Source organism: Neobacillus niacini, assembly GCF_023715785.1.
Classification (GTDB): domain Bacteria; phylum Bacillota; class Bacilli; order Bacillales; family Cytobacillaceae; genus Neobacillus; species Neobacillus niacini_E.
The window spans coordinates 154,079-173,225 of the sequence record NZ_JAMBOX010000005.1 but is presented as its reverse complement, the minus strand read 5'-3'; the positions used below and the strand labels follow the sequence as shown (position 1 = coordinate 173,225).

Genomic DNA, 19,147 nt, shown 5'->3' with positions numbered 1-19,147 from the left:
CTGCGATTAAAGAGAATGTTTCATAAGGGTTTAACCCCTTCATATGGAACATTCTCTTTTATTATGGAAATTTTACAAGATTTGTGGCGAATTTATGGACGTAAATTACATGCAAATAAGTAACGATTGTACAATCCATCAAAAATACAGATGGAAATTATCCAGTAAAAACTTCCCTAGATACCATGATAAACCGCTTCCATCAATTAAGATAAAGATGCAATTCATAAATCGTAAAAATAAATTTTACAAAGGAGTTTTGCGAATGAACGCTGTGACGGGATCAACTTATTCTGATTCACTAGCAGTTGCTGCTAAGAAGAAGGTAGCCTCACAATTTTTTAAAAAGGGAATTGTAATCGCTTTATTCTCGGGCTTGATGTACGGTTTCTATTCCGCATTCCTGACATTGGGGATGTCGAAGGGCGTATGGGCTGACTGGTATGGGGCTAAAACGGTCTTATCTGCTTTTGTGATCACCTATTTGCTTGGTGCTCTGGGCAGTGCAGTCAATGATACCACGAGCGCTGGCTGGGCACTGCTTAATGTCGGCGTAAAAGGAAAAATGGGAGATTTCTTTAGAACGCTTAAAACCAAGCCTGGTCAAGTGATGATTTTAGCAGCACTCGTCGGCGGACCGATCTCTAGTACTGCTTATGTTGTCGGACTTCAAATGGCGGGTTCCATCGTTATTCCAATAACGGCACTTTGCCCGGCAATTGGCGCAATTCTAGGCAGACTGCTGTTCAAACAGCAATTAAACAAAAGAATGATGCTAGGGATTGCCATTTGTGTTATTGCCAGCTTCATGATTGGCAGCACAAGCATTGGCGGCGATGCGCCAGAAGGGATGTTCCTTGGAATCTGTATCGCGTTTATTGCGGCTCTGGGCTGGGGCTTTGAAGGCTGCGTTGCCGGCTATGGCACATCGATGATTGATTATGAAATCAGCATCACAATTCGCCAAGTCATTTCAGGTCTATCAAACTTAATAATTCTAATCCCAATTTTTGGGTTACTGGCTGGCGATATCGGTCTTTCAGCTGATCTTGCTGTTCAGGCATTTTCTAGTGGTCCAGCGATGATTTGGATTGCAATCGGTGGTTTTTGTGCATGGCTTTCTTATATGAGCTGGTATCGAGGGAACAGTATGTGTGGTGCCGCTCTTGGCATGGCTTGTAATGGGACATATTCCTTCTGGGGACCATTCTGCTGCTGGATCGTCCTTGGTGTTATTTTCGGTATGGATGGATGGTCCATTCCCCCTATTGCCTGGATTGCTGCGGTAGTAATGGTATTTGGTATCTTATTAATCGCCATGAACCCTCTCGACCTATTCAAAAAAGGGAAACAAATGGATGACCAAAAAATTGCCAGCTAATTGTTTGGTTGGCCAAGGAGGAGATAAATCTTGAACCCACTTAACTATGCTATTTTAAAACACTTTACACGAGTCGATGAAGCTTGTGCAGAAGACGTGATCGAAGCGTTAAAAGGGGAATACGGAAAGTTCAGGGCCCTAAATCGAAAAGATGTAATTTCGTCATTAATGACGGCCGAAGCAAATGGACTTATTGAAGAATCAAGATTTGAAATGGATGCGGCTGGCCTTTTAAGAATTTATTACCATGCTCATGAAGACGGTGCAAACACCATTAATAAATACATTAAAGATTGATCAACCTTTGGGGGAGATACGATGAGGTATCAAGGTGAAGAAGCATTAGGACTTGTCGAGACAATTGGTATGGTGCCGGCAATTGAGGCGGCAGATAAAATGCTGAAGGCAGCTAATGTTGAATTGGTATCGTATGAAAATGTCGGCTCCACGCTCGTTACCATCATGGTAAAGGGGGATGTGGCTGCAGTCAGGGAAGCTGTAGAAGCGGGGGCTGCCGCTGCTGCTGCAATTGGTAAATTAACGGCTCACAATGTAATGCCGCGCCCAATCAGGAGTGTTGGTGACATCGTTTCATTATATGACGTCGATAAATAAGGTAAGGAGACTACCTAAATGAATAGATACGAAGCATTAGGGTTAATTGAAACATTTGGGATTGTCTATGTATTAGAGGCTGCAGATGCGATGTGTAAGGCAGCAGATGTGGAGTTGATTGGCTTCGAAAACGTGGCATCGGGTTACATCTCTGTTCTTGTCAGCGGCGATGTAGGAGCATGTAAAACGGCGGTAGAAACCGGTGTCCAAGCAGTTGAAAAGTTGGGCACTCAGGTATACAGCTCTGTCGTAATAGCAAGGCCGCATCAGGATTTAGAAAAAATCATTGCACGTTATTCTATCGATAACTTGCTTGGATAGAAGTGGATGAAATGATAAGGAGAGTCAGAAATGAATATTATTGATAACGATTTGCTCTCCATCCAAGAAGCGCGAATCCTCGTGGAAAATGCGCGAGAAGCACAAAAAAAACTCGCTGCTTTTCCGCAGAAGAAATTGGACGAGATTGTGGAAGTAATGGCAGAAGAAATTCAGCAACATGCAAAAGAACTCGCAATCATGTCCAGTGATGAAACGGATTACGGGATTTGGCAGGATAAGTACTTGAAAAATTTATTCGTTTGCGAATATTTGCCAAAAAAACTTAAAGGAATGACCTGCGTAGGCATCATTAGTCAGGATCCGCACAATAAGACAATGGATATCGGGGTTCCAATCGGCGTTGTCATTGCTCTTTGTCCTGCAACGAGTCCGGTTTCTACTACTATATATAAGACGTTAATTGCTATAAAATCCGGTAATGCTATCATCTTTTCGCCGCACCCAAGAGCAAGGAAAACGGTTGGAAAAGCGTTGGATATTCTGATTCGCACTGCTGAGGCAGCTGGTTTGCCAGAAGGGGCACTTTCCTATCTACATACGGTAACGCCAAGCGGCACATTGGAGTTGATGAATCATCCGGACGCTTCCTTGATTATCAATACTGGTGTACCAGGTCTGCTTAGAGCAGCCAATAATGCTGGGAAGCCCATAATATACGGCGGAAACGGCAATGGACCAGCATTTATTGAACGTACGGCTGACGTCAAGCAGGCAGTTAGGGACATCATTGCCAGCAAAACCTTTGATAATGGTGTTGTATCTGCAGCGGAGCATTCTGTTGTGGTCGACAGCTGTATAGCAGCCGAAGTAAAACGTGAGTTTCAGGCGCAAGGAGCCTATTTTATGACACCTGAAGAATCGGAAAAGCTTAGCACCCATCTTTTTCAAGCAAATGGCTGTGTTGACTCTGAAATGGTGGGAAAAACCGCATCGCAATTAGCAAAGCGCGCCGGGCTTACTGTACCAGATCGTGTGAAGGTACTTGTTTCAGAGCAAAAATATGTTTCGGATGAAAATCCATATACGAAAGAAATGCTTTGTCCGGTATTCGCCTATTACATTGAAGATGACTGGATGAACGCTTGTGAAAAGTGTATTGAATTATTAATCAGTGAAAAGGATGGTCACACCCTTGTCATCCATTCATCAGATGAGGAAGTCATTCGCCAGTTTGCAATGAAAAAGCCAGTAGGCAGGGTGCTTGTAAATACTGCGGCATCCTTTGGGAGCATGGGGGTCACAACGAATTTGTTCCCGGCCATGACCCTTGGCAGTGGATCGGCGGGTGTTGGGATTACGACCGATAATGTCTCGCCATTGAACCTGATTTATATCCGGAAGGTTGGTTATGGAGTGAGAAAGCCGGAAGAGATGAGCTTTGGTACTAGGGTGGCGGAAAAACCTTTATCCGGAAATGCGGCACAGCCTCTTGGCTATAAGCTAGAAGATCTTCAGATGCTCCAGCAAATTTTAAAAAATGTGCTTCAAGGAAATGAATAGGAAACTAGATTGCCCTAAGCATCATATTGATGGATATGTTTCAAAGAAGGAGAGGTAGGAATGTTAGATATACGTGACTTTTCAGTTAAATTAGCCCAAGCGACTAAAAACATGTCTGAAGCAGAGCGGGCATCACTCATTAAATTATTTGAAGGTGTTTCAAAGAATATGGGCCAGGAAGAACCTTCTGGCAACAGCAGCCAGGACGGCGGAATTCCAAGTGGGATGACTGAACGATTAACAAGGCTGAAAGAAAATTACTTGACGCATGTTCCTTCCATTACTACACATCGTGCTAGAGCCATCACGAAGATTGCGGAGGAAAACCCAGGCATGCCGAAGATTATGCTGCGTGCTAAATGTTTCCGTTATTGCTGTGAAACAGCACCACTCATCATTCAGGATCACGAGTTAATTGTTGGAGCACCGAACGGGGCACCACGTGCAGGTGCGTTTTCTCCAGATATCGCCTGGAGATGGATGGAGCAGGAAATCGACACCATCGGGACACGGCCGCAGGATCCATTTTATATTTCTGATGAAGATAAACGGATTATGCGCGAAGAACTGTTCCCATTCTGGAAAGGCAAATCCGTTGATGAGTATTGTGAAGATCAATACCGTGAAGCTGGCCTTTGGGAGCTTTCAGGCGAATCCTTCGTTTCCGATTGTTCCTACCATGCGCTAAATGGCGGCGGTGACTCCAACCCAGGATACGATGTCATCCTGATGAAGAAGGGAATGCTCGATATCCAGCAGGAGGCAAAGGATCACCTGGCAAAACTAGATTATCAAAATCCGGAGGATATTGAAAAAATCTATTTCTATAAATCTGTCATTGATACGACAGAGGGCGTAATGATTTATGCCAAGCGATTATCTCAGTACGCTGCAGAACTTGCCGCCAAGGAAACAAACCCGAAGCGCAAGGCGGAATTACTGAAGATTTCCGAAGTGAATGCCAGAGTACCTGCACATAAGCCGCAAACCTTCTGGGAAGCCATTCAGGCAGTGTGGACGGTTGAATCCTTGCTTGTTGTCGAAGAGAACCAGACAGGAATGTCAATTGGCCGCGTGGATCAGTACATGTACCCATTCTATAAAGCAGACAAAGAATCTGGTCGCATGACCGATTATGAAGCTTTCGAACTAGCAGGCTGTATGTTAATTAAAATGTCAGAAATGATGTGGGTAACAAGTGAAGGCGGTTCTAAGTTCTTTGCGGGATACCAGCCGTTTGTCAATATGTGTGTTGGCGGTGTAACCCGTGATGGCCGTGATGCAACTAATGACCTGACCTACCTGTTGATGGATGCCGTTCGTCACGTGAAGATTTATCAGCCATCATTGGCGGCACGGATTCATAACAAATCACCACAGAAGTATCTGAAGAAAATTGTTGAAGTGATTCGTTCTGGTATGGGATTTCCTGCCTGCCATTTCGATGATGCCCATATCAAGATGATGCTGGCCAAAGGAGTTTCCATAGAAGATGCAAGGGACTACTGCTTGATGGGTTGTGTGGAACCACAGAAGTCAGGCCGCCTGTATCAGTGGACTTCCACTGCTTATACACAATGGCCAATCTGTATTGAATTGGTGCTGAACCATGGTGTTCCGCTTTGGTATGGCAAGCAGGTGACTCCTGACTTAGGGAATTTGAGCCAATTTAAAACATACGAGGACTTTGAAAATGCGGTGAAAGAGCAAATCAAGTACATTACGAAATGGTCTGCCGTTGCTACCGTCATTTCCCAACGCATTCACAAAGAATTGGCACCTAAACCACTTATGTCAATCATGTATGAAGGCTGTATGGAAAATGGCCGCGATGTTTCTGCCGGCGGTGCAATGTACAACTTCGGTCCAGGCGTTGTCTGGTCAGGCTTGGCAACTTACACAGACTCCATGGCTGCAATTAAAAAATTAGTGTTTGATGAGAAGAAATACACGCTGGAGCAGTTAAATGAAGCATTAAAAGCAGACTTTGCCGGCTACGAACAGATTCGTACAGACTGCTTGAACGCTCCGAAGTATGGCAATGACGATGACTATGCCGATTTAATCGCTTCCGATTTAGTCAACTTTACGGAAATTGAACACCGGAAGTACAAAACTCTATATTCTGTTTTGAGCCATGGTACATTATCTATTTCCAACAACACGCCATTTGGACAAATGACAGGTGCATCGGCCAACGGACGTCATGCTTGGCTGCCGTTATCTGATGGTATCAGCCCGTCGCAGGGATCTGATGTCAAGGGACCGACGGCGATTATCAAGTCTATTTCCAAAATGGCTAATGACAACATGAACATCGGTATGGTTCATAACTTCAAGCTAATGTCCGGATTGCTCGATACGCCTGAAGGTGAAGAAGGAATTATTACCCTGTTACGTACAGCATCGGTACTTGGCAATGGCGAGATGCAGTTCAACTATCTCGATAACAAGACCTTAATTGATGCACAGAAACATCCGGAACGCTACCGCGACCTCATTGTACGCGTAGCAGGTTACAGTGCCTTCTTCGTTGAACTTTGCAAGGATGTACAGGATGAAATCATCAGTAGAACCATGCTGAACCATTTGTAATTTTTAATAAAGATTTTTCTGTTGCCTTCCATAGCCATGGTCCGGTAACAGAAAAATCACTTAAGGAGAATAAGGGGATATGACAGGTTTGATTGAAAGAAAAGCATTCATTTTCAACGTGCAGAAATATAACATGTTCGATGGACCTGGAGTAAGAACCATTGTGTTTTTTAAAGGCTGTCCATTGCGCTGTAAGTGGTGTGCCAATCCTGAAGGTTTAGATCGGAAATATCAAGTGATGCTAAAACAAAGCGTATGTACAGATTGCGGCGCCTGTGTTCCTGTCTGCCCGGTTGGAATGCTCGATCTTTCAAAAGGAAAGCTGGAGGTATCCAGCGATATAGATTGTACTGGCTGCCGCAAGTGTATCGATGTTTGTCCGGAATCAGCACTTTCGATAGCCGGAGAGGCAAAGACGATCTCCGAGCTGCTGGAAATCGTTGAAGAAGACAGATTGTTTTACGAAATGTCCGGCGGCGGAATTACCCTCGGCGGCGGTGAAGTGTTGATGCAACCTGAGGCTGCCGTAAATCTTCTGATAGCTTGCAAGAAAGTAGGAATAAATACCGCAATTGAAACAAGCGGTTATGCAAAGCTGGATTCCGTCCTTCAAGTGGCGGAGTTTACCGACTTATTCCTTTATGATATCAAGCACATGGGTTCTGAGCGGCATTTCGAATTAACTGGCGTGCGCAACGAGCGGATCTTAAACAACTTAAGTGAACTGCTGAAGCGCAGGTATAATGTACAAATCCGAATGCCTTTGCTGAAAGGCTACAACGACGGAAAAGAAGAAATCGATCAGGTCATTCAATTTTTACTGCCTTATAAGGATTTTAAAAACTTTAAAGGCATTGATCTTTTACCCTACCACAAGTTCGGGGTAAACAAGTACAGCCAACTAGGCAAGGAGTACCAGATTGCCGGAAATCCAATTATGACCGAGATTGACATGAGTCGGATTGAGGGCTGGTTCAAACAATATGACTTTCCGGTTAAGGTAGTCAATCACTAATGGACAAATAGATTGAGGTGGTGACAATGGGAGCATTTGGTGAAAAGGCAATTGACCGCATCATCCAGGAATCGGTACCGGGAAAACAAGTGACGATTGCTCATGTGATTGCTTCCCCCATGCCGGATATCTATGAACGGTTGGGGATTGACGAAAAAGGGGCAATCGGCATTCTGACGCTGACACCCTATGAAACGGCCATCATCGCAGCAGATATCGCCACAAAGACTGCTGATGTGAAAATTGGCTTTCTTGACCGCTTTACCGGCTCAGTCGTCATTAGTGGTGATGTCCAAAGTGTAGTAACAGCACTTGAAGCGGTAAACGAAACATTGAAAACAATGCTGGGTTTTATGACAGCCCCTATAACACGGACATGAGAAAGAAGCGAATCATGGTAATCGGACGAACCGCCTGCGGTAAGACCACATTGGTCAATGCCCTTAATGAGGAGGACAAACCGATTCGCAAAACGCAGAATCTGATCTATGGCAAGAATACCATCGATGTTCCAGGGGCTTACATTGAGAATACATGGATGTACAAATATTTAATATCTGCCATGCAGGACGCATCCCAAGTCTTAATCTTAGTTGACCAATCTAAGCCGGCGGAGGTTTATTCGCCCGGTTTTGCCAAAGTGTTTCGATGTCCTGTTATTGGTGTCATTACGAAAGCGGATATAATGCCGGGAAATGAGGCTAAATGTATCCAGCAGCTTAAGGAAATTGGCGCAGCAGACCCATATTTTAAAATAAGTGTGCAGCAAGGCGTTGGAATAAGTGCTTTAAAAGAATATTTATTTAACCAGAAAGCTAGGTAATGAAAATGAAATTTATTACCGAAAGTTATTTAAGGGATTTATATAAAAAAGAACCGTTTACCGCTTATATGGTAGGAACGGGAACGAGACTGACTCCAGGCGGCAGGCAGTATCTCACAGATAAGGGGATTAAGCTGACCGATGCCAGTACCAAGAAAAAAACTGACGGGGCAAACCGGCTATCTGAGGAACTGTCGCCGGTGGAAAACAAGGTGAATTGGAAGAAGCTTCAGTTTCAAAGCAAGATGAAATCCACAGAAGCCTTGTTCCTGTTAACCTGTGAAGAGCTTCTTGGTAATGATGTTATTCTTGCTCATCATGTCGTGAAGCTTTACAAGCAATTTACTTCGATAAAAAGTGCCGTGAATTCGCATGGTACTGTTGAAAATCTTCCTTGCATTGAATGCACTGGGATCAAGAAATGCAATTTTTCAAGCAATCTGGGTGACTGTTTTGAAATGACGGATTTTCACATGCAGCTTGAAAAAGGCAGGGAACTGTTACTGTTGCATCGACTTCGTAGTGCGCTTCAGGAGCTAGAGCCTGTGATGCTGGAACTCAGTGACAGCAATAACGAGGAAAAGGCATGGTACGAAGATATGATTGGCAAGGTGAACCAGGTTATTAACACGCTCTCGCAATACATCCATATGACGGTAGGAGGGAACGAATGTCTGAGACGTTTGAATACTGCGACAAGTTAGTGCAGGACTTTGAAAAAGTGATTGCAAACCCTAGAGTCAGTAAGTCATCTGTTTACTATACCGGAGTGGATTTAGGAACAGCTTGTGTCGTGTTAGCTGTATTGGATGAAAGTTACCGTCCTGTAGCAGGTGCCTACCGCTACGCCGATGTCGTTCGAGACGGGATGGTTGTCGATTATATTGGGGCCGTGAATCTCGTACGTGAAATGAAGCGCGAGCTTGAAGTAAAAGTAGGTTCACAATTGATGTATGCCGCTGCGGCGATTCCTCCGGGCACAGATGAATTAGACGGTGGGGCGGTTAAGAATGTTGTCCAGGCGGCTGGATTTGAACTGACCAACCTTCTCGATGAACCGTCCGCTGCGAATGAAGTACTCAAAATGCAAAACGGTGCGGTTGTTGATATTGGCGGAGGCACAACAGGAATTTCGATTCTAAAGGATGGCAAGGTCGTTTACGTCGAGGATGAGCCGACAGGGGGAACTCATTTTTCATTGGTGATTTCCGGAGCCTACAAACTTCCATTTGCCAATGCAGACCAATACAAACGTGATCCCAAGAATCACAAGGAATTACTGCCGGTATTAAAGCCGGTTATTGAAAAAATTTCTTCCATTATTACTCGTCATATCAACGGTCATGACGTAAAGGAAATAGCCTTAGTTGGGGGTACCGCCTGCCTGGCAGGTATCGAGGAGATCATTGAGAAAAAGACAGGAATTTATACGCATAAGCCAAGGAATCCAATGTTCGTGACTCCATTGGGAATTGCCCTAAAGTGCACACAGGAAATCATGGATTAGGTGCTGGCAGGACTAAAACTGGGATTATTTTAAGAAATAATTCTGTGAAGGACTTCAACATAATGTGGAAGAAGGTGTCAATATGATAACGGCAAAACTTATTGATAATGTCTGGGCAACTAGAAAAGCAGAATCACTTAACGGGTTAAAGTTTATGCTTGCTGAAGTGATTGGCGGCAGCAATGAAGGGCAACGCTTAGTCGTTGTCGATATCATTGGTGCCGGGATTGGCGACAGGGTGATTGTTACGACTGGCTCATCGGCCAGGAAAATGCTCGGTGATGACACCGTACCTGTTGATGCATGTGTTGTCGGAATCATAGATGAAGATTGTCAGTTTAAGTGATAAGGGGGGCTGGAAAATTGAGTCTTCTAGTTTTAGTAAAAGAAGCAGGCATCGTCGGAGCAGGAGGAGCGGGATTCCCGACTCATGTGAAGTTAGCTGCAAAGGCAGAATATATCCTTTTGAATGGAGCGGAGTGCGAACCGCTGCTACGGGTCGATCAGCAATTAATGGCAGTATACCCAGATGAAATCATTAAAGGGTTCGAGGCTGCAGGAAGACTGGTTGGCGCGGAGAAAGCCCTGATTGGAATAAAAGAAAAGCATAAAGAAGTTGTGGAGATTTTAAACCAGCGAATCAAAGCACTCGGTATGGACAGCTACGTTGAGGTCAGAGGCCTGAAGGATGCCTATCCTGCAGGTGATGAACAGGTGTTGGTTTACGAACTGACAGGAAGGGTCGTTCCAGAGGCAGGCATCCCGATTGAGGTTGGTTGTGTTGTGATTAATTCCGAAACTGCGTTAAATATTTTTCATGCCTCGAGGAATAAGCCCGTAACGGAAAAATATATAACGGTTGCCGGTGATATTCCACAGAGGATGACCGTAAAGGTTCCGGTAGGCACACCAATCATCGATGTTCTGCGTTTGAGCGGTATTGAAAACTTTGCTGAATACAGCGTCATAGATGGCGGTCCAATGATGGGGCCAGTCATGATCAGTTTGGACGGTTACGTAACAAAGAAAACCAAGGGCTTGGTCATATTAAAAAAACAGCATAACCTGATTAAACGAAAAACAACGACAATGGAAGCAGCGAAGAGAGTCAATAAGTCCTGCGAGCAATGTCGGATGTGCACTGAAATGTGCCCGCGCTACTTGCTTGGACATGATCTGCAGCCGCACAAGATGATGAGAGTCACCAACTATGGCCTGCAGGATCAAGAGGATCAAAAAATGGTCTATCTCTGCTCACAGTGCAATTTGTGTGAATTATTCTCATGTCCAATCGGCCTGTTTCCAAAGTCTAACAACCAGTATTTGAAGCAGCAATTAATGGAAAACAATATTCGCTTTACGAAGGTACCTATTTCCTATACAGCGCGCAAAAATCGCGAGTTTCGCTTGGTTCCGAGCAAGCGTCTCGTTGCAAGGCTGGGTTTGTATCATTTGGATAAACCAGCACCCATGACTGACGTAACTGTAAATCCGGAGGTTGTAAGGATCGCTAAAAGCCAGCATGTCGGGGCACCTGCGATTCCGATTGTCGCCATTGGTGACAATGTGAGTGCGGGACAGTTAATTGGGAAAATTCCCGATAACAGCTTAGGAGCAGCGATCCATGCAAGTATTTCCGGAACGGTTGTTGAGATTGAACATGCGTATATTGCAATAAGGAGGGTCTAAATATGGCGAATGCAATCGGAGTTGTAGAATTTACAAGTATTGCCCGCGGAATCTACGCGGCCGACCAGATGGTGAAGACTGCTGATGTTGAAATCGTCACGGCTTCATCCACTTGCCCGGGTAAGTATATAGCCATTGTTCACGGCGATGTTGCCGCGGTTCAGGATTCCGTGGCAGTAGGTGAGCGTCTGGCAGAGGAATGTTTCGTTGATTCATTGATTATCCCGAATGTCAGCCCGGCTGTTTTTCCAGCGATTGCTGGGACAACCATGCCGGAGCGCATCAATGCTCTCGGCATTATCGAGTCTTTCTCGTTGGCCTCCATGATCCTTGCAGCAGATGCGATTCTAAAAACGGCTGATGTGGAAGCACTAGAACTTCGATTGGGCAATGGACTTGGTGGGAAGGCATTCTTCACGTTTACCGGTGATGTAGCTGCAGTGAAGGAGAGCATGGAAGCAGGAAAGGCCATTGCAGCAGAAAAAGGCCTTCTCGTCAATTGCGAGATCATCGCGGCAGTATCCGACAGATTGATTCCAAGTTTATTTTAACTTTTCCCCATCCGTTGAGAGGAGGTGAAGGGGATGAAGAAATTGATATCCGTAAAAGATGTGGAAGCTTATGAGAAGCAAGGGCAGAAAGTAGTTTGTATTGATAAAAACACAATTATTACTCCAGCAGCGAAGGATGCAGCAAAAGTTTACGGGATAGAGTTTTCTTTTGAAAAAATAGCTTGTGATGTAGCACCTTTCGTAGCTGCAAATCCCTATGGCGATGAAATAAACAGTGACATGATTTATACGGCGCTGAAGGCTCTAGCAAATAAAGGACTCCTTAAAGGTCTGATGGATGCTCTTAACCTACAAGCCGCGCCTTATCATGCTGAGCGCGATGACAGCGGCTTAAAGATTGTTAGGGGTAATACCGTAAAATATGACGTTTTTGATACAGGAAATTCAAACAATAAAGTGTTCTACCAGGAATTAGTCAGCAAAGATGAATCTCAAATGAGTGCCGGTTTTTTAACGATTGAACAATCAAAATTTGAATGGGAATTAACTTACGAGGAAATTGATTATGTCATTGAAGGTACGTTAACGGTCACTATTAACGGAAAGACCTATACGGCTCTTCCGGGAGATGTACTTTATGTGCCAAAGGGGTCGAAGGTCGTTTGGGGCTCCCCTGATAAGGCAAAAATATTCTACACTACATATCCGGCAAACTGGGCTGACCTTGTATAAGGTAAGGAGGGTCGAACATGCAGGCACTTGGGTTAATTGAAACAAAAGGCCTCCTGGCAGCGGTAGAGTGTGCAGATGCGATGCTAAAGGCTGCAAATGTAAACCTGATTGAAAAAACTCTCGTAGGCGGCGGCCTTGTAACCATGGCTGTCACCGGTGATGTCGGTGCGGTACAAGCAGCAGTGGAAGCCGGTGCAGCGGCAGTGGAACAGCTAAAAAAAGAAATGCTGGTTTCGAAGCATGTCATTCCAAGGCCAAATGGGGATTTGAAGGGCACAATCATCGGACCTGTAAAGAACGAGGAAATGCAATCATTGGGAGCTAAAGAACCAAAAGTGGTAAAAGTTGATCAACCTTTGGAGACGGAACCTGCGGTAGAAGGGGAATTAGCAGCTGAGATTACTTTGGTAGAAGAAGACAGACCGATTCTCCCGCTCGTGGACCTTGGGGATATCCATAAAGAACGGATGGATTATATCGTTCTAGAGTACGGATTAAACATGGCCTTTGAGATGATTACAAGTTTCAAAGTGACAAAACTTCGAACTCTTGCTCGTGAATATAGGACATTAAGTATTGCGGGAAGAGAGATTTCAAAGGCAGATAAGAAAACGCTGTTAGCTGAGCTCAAAAATTATTACGAAAAAGACATAAAAAAATAGACTACTAGATTTGTGAAAGGGGGAAACCTCTAATGGAAAATTTCGACTATGATTTAAGGTCGATCCAAGCAGTTAGAGATCTTGCCCGGTTAGGAAAAACTGCATCACAGCAAATTGCCGAATATACAGAAGAGCAAATTGATAAAATTTTACGCAACATGGTGAAAGCAGCGAAAGAAAATGCTGTCATGCTGGCTAAAATGGCGGTTGAAGAAACCGGATTTGGTAAGGTGGCCGACAAAACCTATAAAAATCATTTGGCCTCCACGATTTTATATGAATCAATTAAAGATATGAAAACCGTTGGCGTGATTGCCCATGATGAGGTAAAACAAATGATGGATGTTGCGGAGCCAGTAGGTTTGTTAATGGGAATTATACCTTCGACAAATCCAACATCGACCGCGATTTTTAAAGCAATGATTGCAATTAAATCACGAAATGCGATTGTTTTCTCGCCACACCCATCGGCAGCTAAATGTACTATGAAGGCTGCGGAGATTATGAACCAGGCTGCTGTGGAAGCAGGTGCTCCAGCCAACATTATCGGCTGTATTTCTCTCCCTAGCATGAATGCAACCAATGAATTAATGGAATGTAATGAGGTGAAGATGATCATCGCCACTGGCGGTCCTGGTCTTGTTAAAGCCTCTTACAGTAAAGGGAAGCCGGCACTCGGCGTTGGAGCTGGCAACTGTCCGGCCTATATTGAAAGAACTGCCAATATTCAAAAGGCTGTTTCGGATATCTTAGCCAGCAAAACATTTGACTACGGAACGATTTGCGCTTCTGAGCAGTCGGTTATAGTGGAAGCATGTAACCGCGGTGAGGTTATCGCAGAATTTAAAAAACAGGGCGGTTATTTCATGAGCCCAGAAGAAACAGCAAAAGTATGCCAATTACTATTTAAAAATGGCCATGCGATGAATGCGAAGTTTGTCGGCAGATCACCTCAGGTAATTGCTGATGCTGCCGGAATCGCCATTCCAGAAGGAACCAAGGTTCTCATAGGTGAGCAGCATGGCGTTGGCCCGAGTTATCCGCTCTCCTATGAAAAACTGACTTCCGTTCTAGCTTTTTATACTGTATTAGATTGGGAAGAAGCCTGTCACCTTAGTATCCAGCTGCTACAGAATGGTATCGGTCACAGCATGAGCCTTCATACTCAGAATAAAGATATCGTGATGAAGTTCGCGAAAAAACCGGCATCCCGGATTTTAGTGAATACCGGAAGCACCCAGGGAGGTGTTGGAGCCAGCACCGGTCTTACGCCTTCATTTACACTTGGATGCGGCACATGGGGAGGCAGCTCAGTTTCCGAAAACGTCAGCCCAATGCACCTGATCAATATCAAGCGGGTGGCTTACGGATTAAAAGATTGCAGTACATTGGCTTCTGCTGATCCAACATTTGACTACCCTGAGCTTTCAAATAGCAGTGAAGTACATGCATCATTGGCAGAAAATATAGATATCGCGAATAATGAACAGCTTGTCAAGTTGATTAACGAGTTAGTCGCAGCAATGGCAAGGGGGTAAGTCTAAATGGACAAATACGGGGATGTTCTGAAGCTTTTAATAGAGGCAGTAAAGTCTAATATCTCTCCGGCAGAAGTAAAAGAGGCACTGGTAGCTGTTTCAGCGAATTTGAGTGAAGAGCCGGTATTAGAGAGTTCATATAATATTCCAGTTGGTATTTCTAATCGGCACATCCATTTATCGCAAGAGGATTTATACATTTTGTTTGGTGAAGGGTATCAGCTTCATAAGGTGAAAGACTTGTCACAGCCGGGTCAATATGCTTGCAAGGAAACCCTCATCATCTGCGGACCTAAAGGCGCGATTGAAAAAGTAAGAATTCTCGGTCCGTGCCGCAGCAAGACCCAGGTGGAAATTCTTGAAGGGGATTCCTATAAGCTTGGTAGAGGCTCTAAACCGAGAATGTCCGGAGATTTAGCAGGAACTCCTGGTATCACCTTAATCGGTCCAAACGGTTCCTTGCAGCTTACGGAAGGCTTAATCGTGGCACAAAGACATATACACATGACCCCAGACGATGCAAAGCGTTTAGGTGTACAAAATGGACAGGTTGTTTCAATCGAGTTTATTGGCCCACGCGGGGGTATCTTCAACAATGTTGCCATCAGGGCAAACGCGGCATCTGCTCTTGAATGTCACATTGATACAGAAGAAGCAAACGCCATGGGTGTTAATTCAGCTACTAAAGTAAGAATTATAAAATAATATTCTTGGAGGAATGAAAAAATGAGATACGATGCACTTGGAATGATCGAAACAAAAGGTTTAGTAGGGGCAATCGAAGCAGCAGATGCGATGGTGAAAGCAGCGAACGTCAACCTAATCGGAAAAGAACTTGTAGGCGGCGGATTAGTGACAGTTATGGTACGTGGTGACGTAGGTGCCGTAAAAGCCGCAACTGATGCAGGAGCAGCAGCAGCAGAGCGCGTTGGCGAATTAGTGTCCGTTCATGTTATTCCACGTCCGCATGCCGAGGTAGAAACAGTTCTTCCTACAGCAGCTACTGAAAAGTAATCGAAATTTTGTTGGATTCTAAAAAACGAATTTTATAAAAATAATACTATTTGGAGGAAAAAATGATGAAATACGATGCACTAGGTATGATCGAAACAAAAGGTTTAGTAGGAGCAATTGAAGCAGCAGATGCTATGGTAAAAGCAGCAAACGTGTACTTGATCGGTAAAGAACATGTAGGCGGCGGTTTAGTAACGGTAATGGTACGTGGTGATGTAGGAGCTGTTAAGGCAGCTACTGATGCAGGAGCAGCAGCAGCAGAGCGTGTTGGCGAATTGGTTTCCGTTCATGTGATTCCACGCCCACATTCAGAGGTGGAAATCGTCCTTCCTGCAGCTGCAAAGAAAAAAGACGGCGTAACAGTTTAATTTTTCGGGCGGCAGGGGGGGAATTAATAATCTAGAACACATCCATTCTAATGACAAGAATGGATGTTTTTTTGTTATAGTTTTATATTTTAGTAAAATTTTTAGTAAAAACAATTGTTAGTTTTTACTGCTGGGAGTAAAATAGCGATAAGAAAGTAAATTTCACGTTTTCGGAGGGACTAAAAAATGAACATCACAGCCCTGAACACAACTTTCAAAGAAATATTTCATTCGGTGCCAGTACAAGCGTTCTTCGCCCCTGGAAGAATTAACTTAATTGGTGAACATACGGACTATAATGGCGGGCATGTTTTTCCGTGTGCCATTACCTATGGTACGTATGCCGTCGCGAAAAGCCGTGAGGACCGGGTGGTGCGGCTGTACTCCGTTAATTTCCCTGAAACAGGCATCGTGGAATTTAACTTGGATAATCTCGAATATGATAAAGCGCACAACTGGGCTAATTACCCAAAGGGCATGGTTCGCTATATCATCGAGGCCGGATTTGCTGTTCCAACCGGTTTTGAGTGTGTCATTCAAGGTGACATTCCAAATGGCGCGGGTCTGTCATCTTCAGCATCGATTGAATTGTTAACAGGTGTACTTGTAAACGGTTTGTTTGGATTGGACATCCCGAGAATCGATTTAATCAAAATCGGCAAGCGGGTCGAAAATGAATTCATCGGTGTCAACAGCGGGATTATGGATCAGTTTGCGATTGGAATGGGCAAAGCGAATGCCGGGATTCAGTTAGATTGCCAGACTCTTGAGTACGAATACGCACCGATTCAACTGGAAAGTCACAAAATTATCATAATGAATAGTAACAAACGCCGGGAGTTGGCGGATTCCAAGTACAATGAGCGCAGAAGTGAGTGCGAAGAGGCATTGGCACAGCTTCAGCAGAAATTGCCCATCGAGGCATTAGGGCAGCTGTCCGAAGATGAGTTTGAAGAAAACAAAACCCTTATTACAAATGAAATTGTCCGCAAGCGGGCAAAGCATGCAGTCTATGAAAATATCAGGACATTAAAGGCTCTCAAGGAGCTGAAAGACGGAAACCTCGAGGCATTTGGCCAACTGATGAACCAATCGCATATCTCGCTGAGGGACGATTATGAAGTAACCGGAGTAGAACTGGACAGCTTGGTGGAAGCGGCTTGGCAGCAGCCCGGGGTTGTGGGAGCGAGGATGACCGGTGCTGGTTTCGGCGGCTGTGCCATCGGAATCGTCGCAAATGAAGCAGTTGATCAGTTTATTGCCAATGTAGGAACAACCTATCTTAAAAAAATCGGCTACCAAGCTGATTTCTATGTGGCAAACATAGGAGACGGCGCGAAAGAAATCGAAATGTGGGGCGGCTCTAATGATTAATTGGCTGGTACAGCAATTGGTAAATCGGGCGTTGTTGCTGAAATTGATACAGCAGGAAGATGTGATCTATGCGAGGAATCAAGTGCTGGCACTATTGCAGTTAACTAATTTTACGGAATCTGATTATCCAGGTAACGCTCATTTAACGATTCCCGATTTACTTGAGCACATTAACGACTACGCGTGCGATCAAGGTATTATTGAGGATATTTTTGATGAAAAGGAAATATTGTCGAGTCATATCATGAATTGTTTTATATCCAAGCCTTCCGAAGTGAATCGGCAATTTTATGAAAACTATAAACAGAATCCGGAAGCCGCGACCCAGTATTTTTATCAGTTAAGCAAAAATAGCAATTATATCCAAATGAACCGGATTCGGAAAAATATTGAGTATAAAGCTGCAACAGAGTACGGCGAGTTGGACATTACGATTAATTTATCGAAGCCTGAAAAAGACCCAAAAAGTATCTCCCGGGAGCGGAAAATCCAGCAAACTGCCTATCCCAAGTGCCTGCTTTGTATCGAAAATGAAGGGTATGCAGGGAGGACAGGCCATCCTGCCCGTTCAAACCACCGGATGATTCGATTAAATTTGGAAAATGAGCCTTGGTATTTACAGTATTCACCATATGTGTATTACAACGAACACTGTATTGTACTGTCAGAAAAACATACCAGGATGAAAATCAGTCCGACAACCTTCTTGCGCTTGTTAACCTTTATCGAGCAGTTTCCACATTATTTTCTTGGCTCAAACGCAGATATTCCGATTGTCGGCGGGTCGATTTTATCACATGAACACTACCAGGGAGGCAGCTATGAATTTGCCATGGCTAAAGCCGAGGATGATTGGACCTTTGAAATGACGGGTTTTACCGATGTGAAATGCTCTGTGATCAAGTGGCCAATGTCGGTTATTCGTCTTCGCTCGGAACAAATTGCTTCGCTTGTCGAGGCAGGCGCGTATATTTTAACCAGCTGGAAAAAATACAGCGATGAATCGCTTGATATCATCGCCTGGACGGGGGAGACCCCTCACAATACCATCACACCGATTGCCCGCAAAAATGGAAACCTGTTTGAACTGGATTTAGTTCTCCGTAACAACCGAACGAGTGCAGAGCATCCGTTGGGAATATTCCACCCTCATGCGGATGTGCATCATATTAAAAAAGAAAACATCGGACTGATTGAAGTCATGGGGCTTGCGGTATTGCCGCCACGGTTAAAGGAGGAGCTGGCAGAGGTTGAAAAATATATCCTTGGAAAACCGAATTTGGTTGCAGAATACCATTCGGAGTGGGCAGAGCAGTTAAAGGCGCGTTTAAGCAGTACTGCAAATGAATCAAATGTAACTGCTTTAGTCAGAGGGGAAGTTGGCAGTAAGTTTTTGAGAGTATTAGAAGACGCTGGCGTGTTTAAACGGAATCCTGCGGGTGCCGACGGGTTTCATCGATTTATTGAATCAATATCATGA

At 44.4% G+C, this 19,147-nt stretch carries 21 protein-coding genes and 1 pseudogene; all 22 read left to right on the top strand.

From position 1 onward, the window contains the following. Positions 1-265: 265 nt before the first annotated feature. On the top strand, positions 266-1,381 hold the full coding sequence (locus M3234_RS11930; protein ID WP_262304928.1) for a hypothetical protein: 1,116 nt from the start codon (positions 266-268) through the stop codon (positions 1,379-1,381). Positions 1,382-1,411: 30 nt separating this feature from the next. Further along, the gene (locus tag M3234_RS11925) at positions 1,412-1,678 is read left to right on the top strand and encodes a hypothetical protein (protein ID WP_066320844.1); all 267 of its coding nucleotides are present in this window, start codon (positions 1,412-1,414) and stop codon (positions 1,676-1,678) included. Positions 1,679-1,699: 21 nt separating this feature from the next. Then, complete coding sequence (locus M3234_RS11920) at positions 1,700-1,996, top strand: BMC domain-containing protein (RefSeq protein ID WP_262304927.1); 297 nt, start codon at positions 1,700-1,702, stop codon at positions 1,994-1,996. A gap of 18 nt (positions 1,997-2,014) precedes the next feature. Then, positions 2,015-2,317: a BMC domain-containing protein gene (locus M3234_RS11915; RefSeq protein WP_262304926.1), complete on the top strand. Its 303-nt coding sequence runs from the start codon at positions 2,015-2,017 to the stop codon at positions 2,315-2,317. 30 nt (positions 2,318-2,347) lie between these two features. After that, on the top strand, positions 2,348-3,838 hold the full coding sequence (locus M3234_RS11910) for an aldehyde dehydrogenase family protein (protein ID WP_262304925.1): 1,491 nt from the start codon (positions 2,348-2,350) through the stop codon (positions 3,836-3,838). A gap of 60 nt (positions 3,839-3,898) precedes the next feature. Then, entirely contained in the window at positions 3,899-6,433 is a 2,535-nt protein-coding gene (cutC, locus tag M3234_RS11905) for a choline trimethylamine-lyase (protein ID WP_262304924.1), read from the top strand. 79 nt (positions 6,434-6,512) lie between these two features. Then, positions 6,513-7,448, top strand: a complete 936-nt coding sequence (cutD, locus tag M3234_RS11900) for a choline TMA-lyase-activating enzyme (RefSeq protein ID WP_262304923.1) — start codon at positions 6,513-6,515, stop codon at positions 7,446-7,448. A 26-nt stretch (positions 7,449-7,474) separates the two neighbouring features. Next, on the top strand, positions 7,475-7,828 hold the full coding sequence (locus M3234_RS11895; RefSeq protein ID WP_262304922.1) for a BMC domain-containing protein: 354 nt from the start codon (positions 7,475-7,477) through the stop codon (positions 7,826-7,828). 14 nt (positions 7,829-7,842) lie between these two features. After that, positions 7,843-8,271 (top strand): EutP/PduV family microcompartment system protein, encoded by a 429-nt coding sequence (locus tag M3234_RS11890; protein WP_262304921.1) that lies wholly within the window; start codon positions 7,843-7,845, stop codon positions 8,269-8,271. Then, a complete protein-coding gene (locus M3234_RS11885) occupies positions 8,271-8,975 on the top strand; it encodes a cobalamin adenosyltransferase (protein WP_262304920.1) in 705 nt (234 codons plus the stop codon). The genes M3234_RS11890 and M3234_RS11885 overlap by 1 nt, the downstream gene beginning before the upstream one ends. Continuing rightward, on the top strand, positions 8,942-9,778 hold the full coding sequence (eutJ, locus tag M3234_RS11880; RefSeq protein ID WP_262304919.1) for an ethanolamine utilization protein EutJ: 837 nt from the start codon (positions 8,942-8,944) through the stop codon (positions 9,776-9,778). The genes M3234_RS11885 and eutJ overlap by 34 nt, the downstream gene beginning before the upstream one ends. Positions 9,779-9,860: 82 nt before the next feature. Next, on the top strand, positions 9,861-10,124 hold the full coding sequence (locus M3234_RS11875; RefSeq protein WP_066320868.1) for a EutN/CcmL family microcompartment protein: 264 nt from the start codon (positions 9,861-9,863) through the stop codon (positions 10,122-10,124). A gap of 17 nt (positions 10,125-10,141) precedes the next feature. Continuing rightward, positions 10,142-11,467, top strand: a complete 1,326-nt coding sequence (locus tag M3234_RS11870) for a 4Fe-4S dicluster domain-containing protein (protein ID WP_262304918.1) — start codon at positions 10,142-10,144, stop codon at positions 11,465-11,467. Positions 11,468-11,469: 2 nt separating this feature from the next. After that, entirely contained in the window at positions 11,470-12,018 is a 549-nt protein-coding gene (locus M3234_RS11865) for a BMC domain-containing protein (RefSeq protein ID WP_262304917.1), read from the top strand. A gap of 33 nt (positions 12,019-12,051) precedes the next feature. After that, the gene (locus M3234_RS11860; protein WP_262304916.1) at positions 12,052-12,711 is read left to right on the top strand and encodes a cupin domain-containing protein; all 660 of its coding nucleotides are present in this window, start codon (positions 12,052-12,054) and stop codon (positions 12,709-12,711) included. 17 nt (positions 12,712-12,728) lie between these two features. After that, positions 12,729-12,983 (top strand): annotated as a pseudogene (locus M3234_RS11855) (BMC domain-containing protein); the annotation flags it as partial. Positions 12,984-13,405: 422 nt separating this feature from the next. After that, on the top strand, positions 13,406-14,911 hold the full coding sequence (locus M3234_RS11850) for an acetaldehyde dehydrogenase (acetylating) (RefSeq protein WP_262304915.1): 1,506 nt from the start codon (positions 13,406-13,408) through the stop codon (positions 14,909-14,911). Positions 14,912-14,917: 6 nt separating this feature from the next. Further along, positions 14,918-15,616 carry a phosphate propanoyltransferase gene (locus M3234_RS11845; RefSeq protein ID WP_262304914.1) on the top strand — a complete coding sequence of 233 codons (699 nt, stop codon included), beginning with the start codon at positions 14,918-14,920 and terminating at the stop codon, positions 15,614-15,616. Between the two features lie 21 nt (positions 15,617-15,637). Next, positions 15,638-15,925: an ethanolamine utilization microcompartment protein EutM gene (gene eutM, locus M3234_RS11840; protein WP_262304913.1), complete on the top strand. Its 288-nt coding sequence runs from the start codon at positions 15,638-15,640 to the stop codon at positions 15,923-15,925. Between the two features lie 62 nt (positions 15,926-15,987). Continuing rightward, entirely contained in the window at positions 15,988-16,293 is a 306-nt protein-coding gene (eutM, locus tag M3234_RS11835) for an ethanolamine utilization microcompartment protein EutM (protein WP_216638043.1), read from the top strand. Positions 16,294-16,479: 186 nt separating this feature from the next. Next, on the top strand, positions 16,480-17,667 hold the full coding sequence (locus tag M3234_RS11830) for a galactokinase (RefSeq protein ID WP_262304912.1): 1,188 nt from the start codon (positions 16,480-16,482) through the stop codon (positions 17,665-17,667). Continuing rightward, entirely contained in the window at positions 17,660-19,147 is a 1,488-nt protein-coding gene (galT, locus tag M3234_RS11825) for a UDP-glucose--hexose-1-phosphate uridylyltransferase (protein WP_262304911.1), read from the top strand. Before M3234_RS11830 ends, galT begins: the two co-directional genes overlap by 8 nt.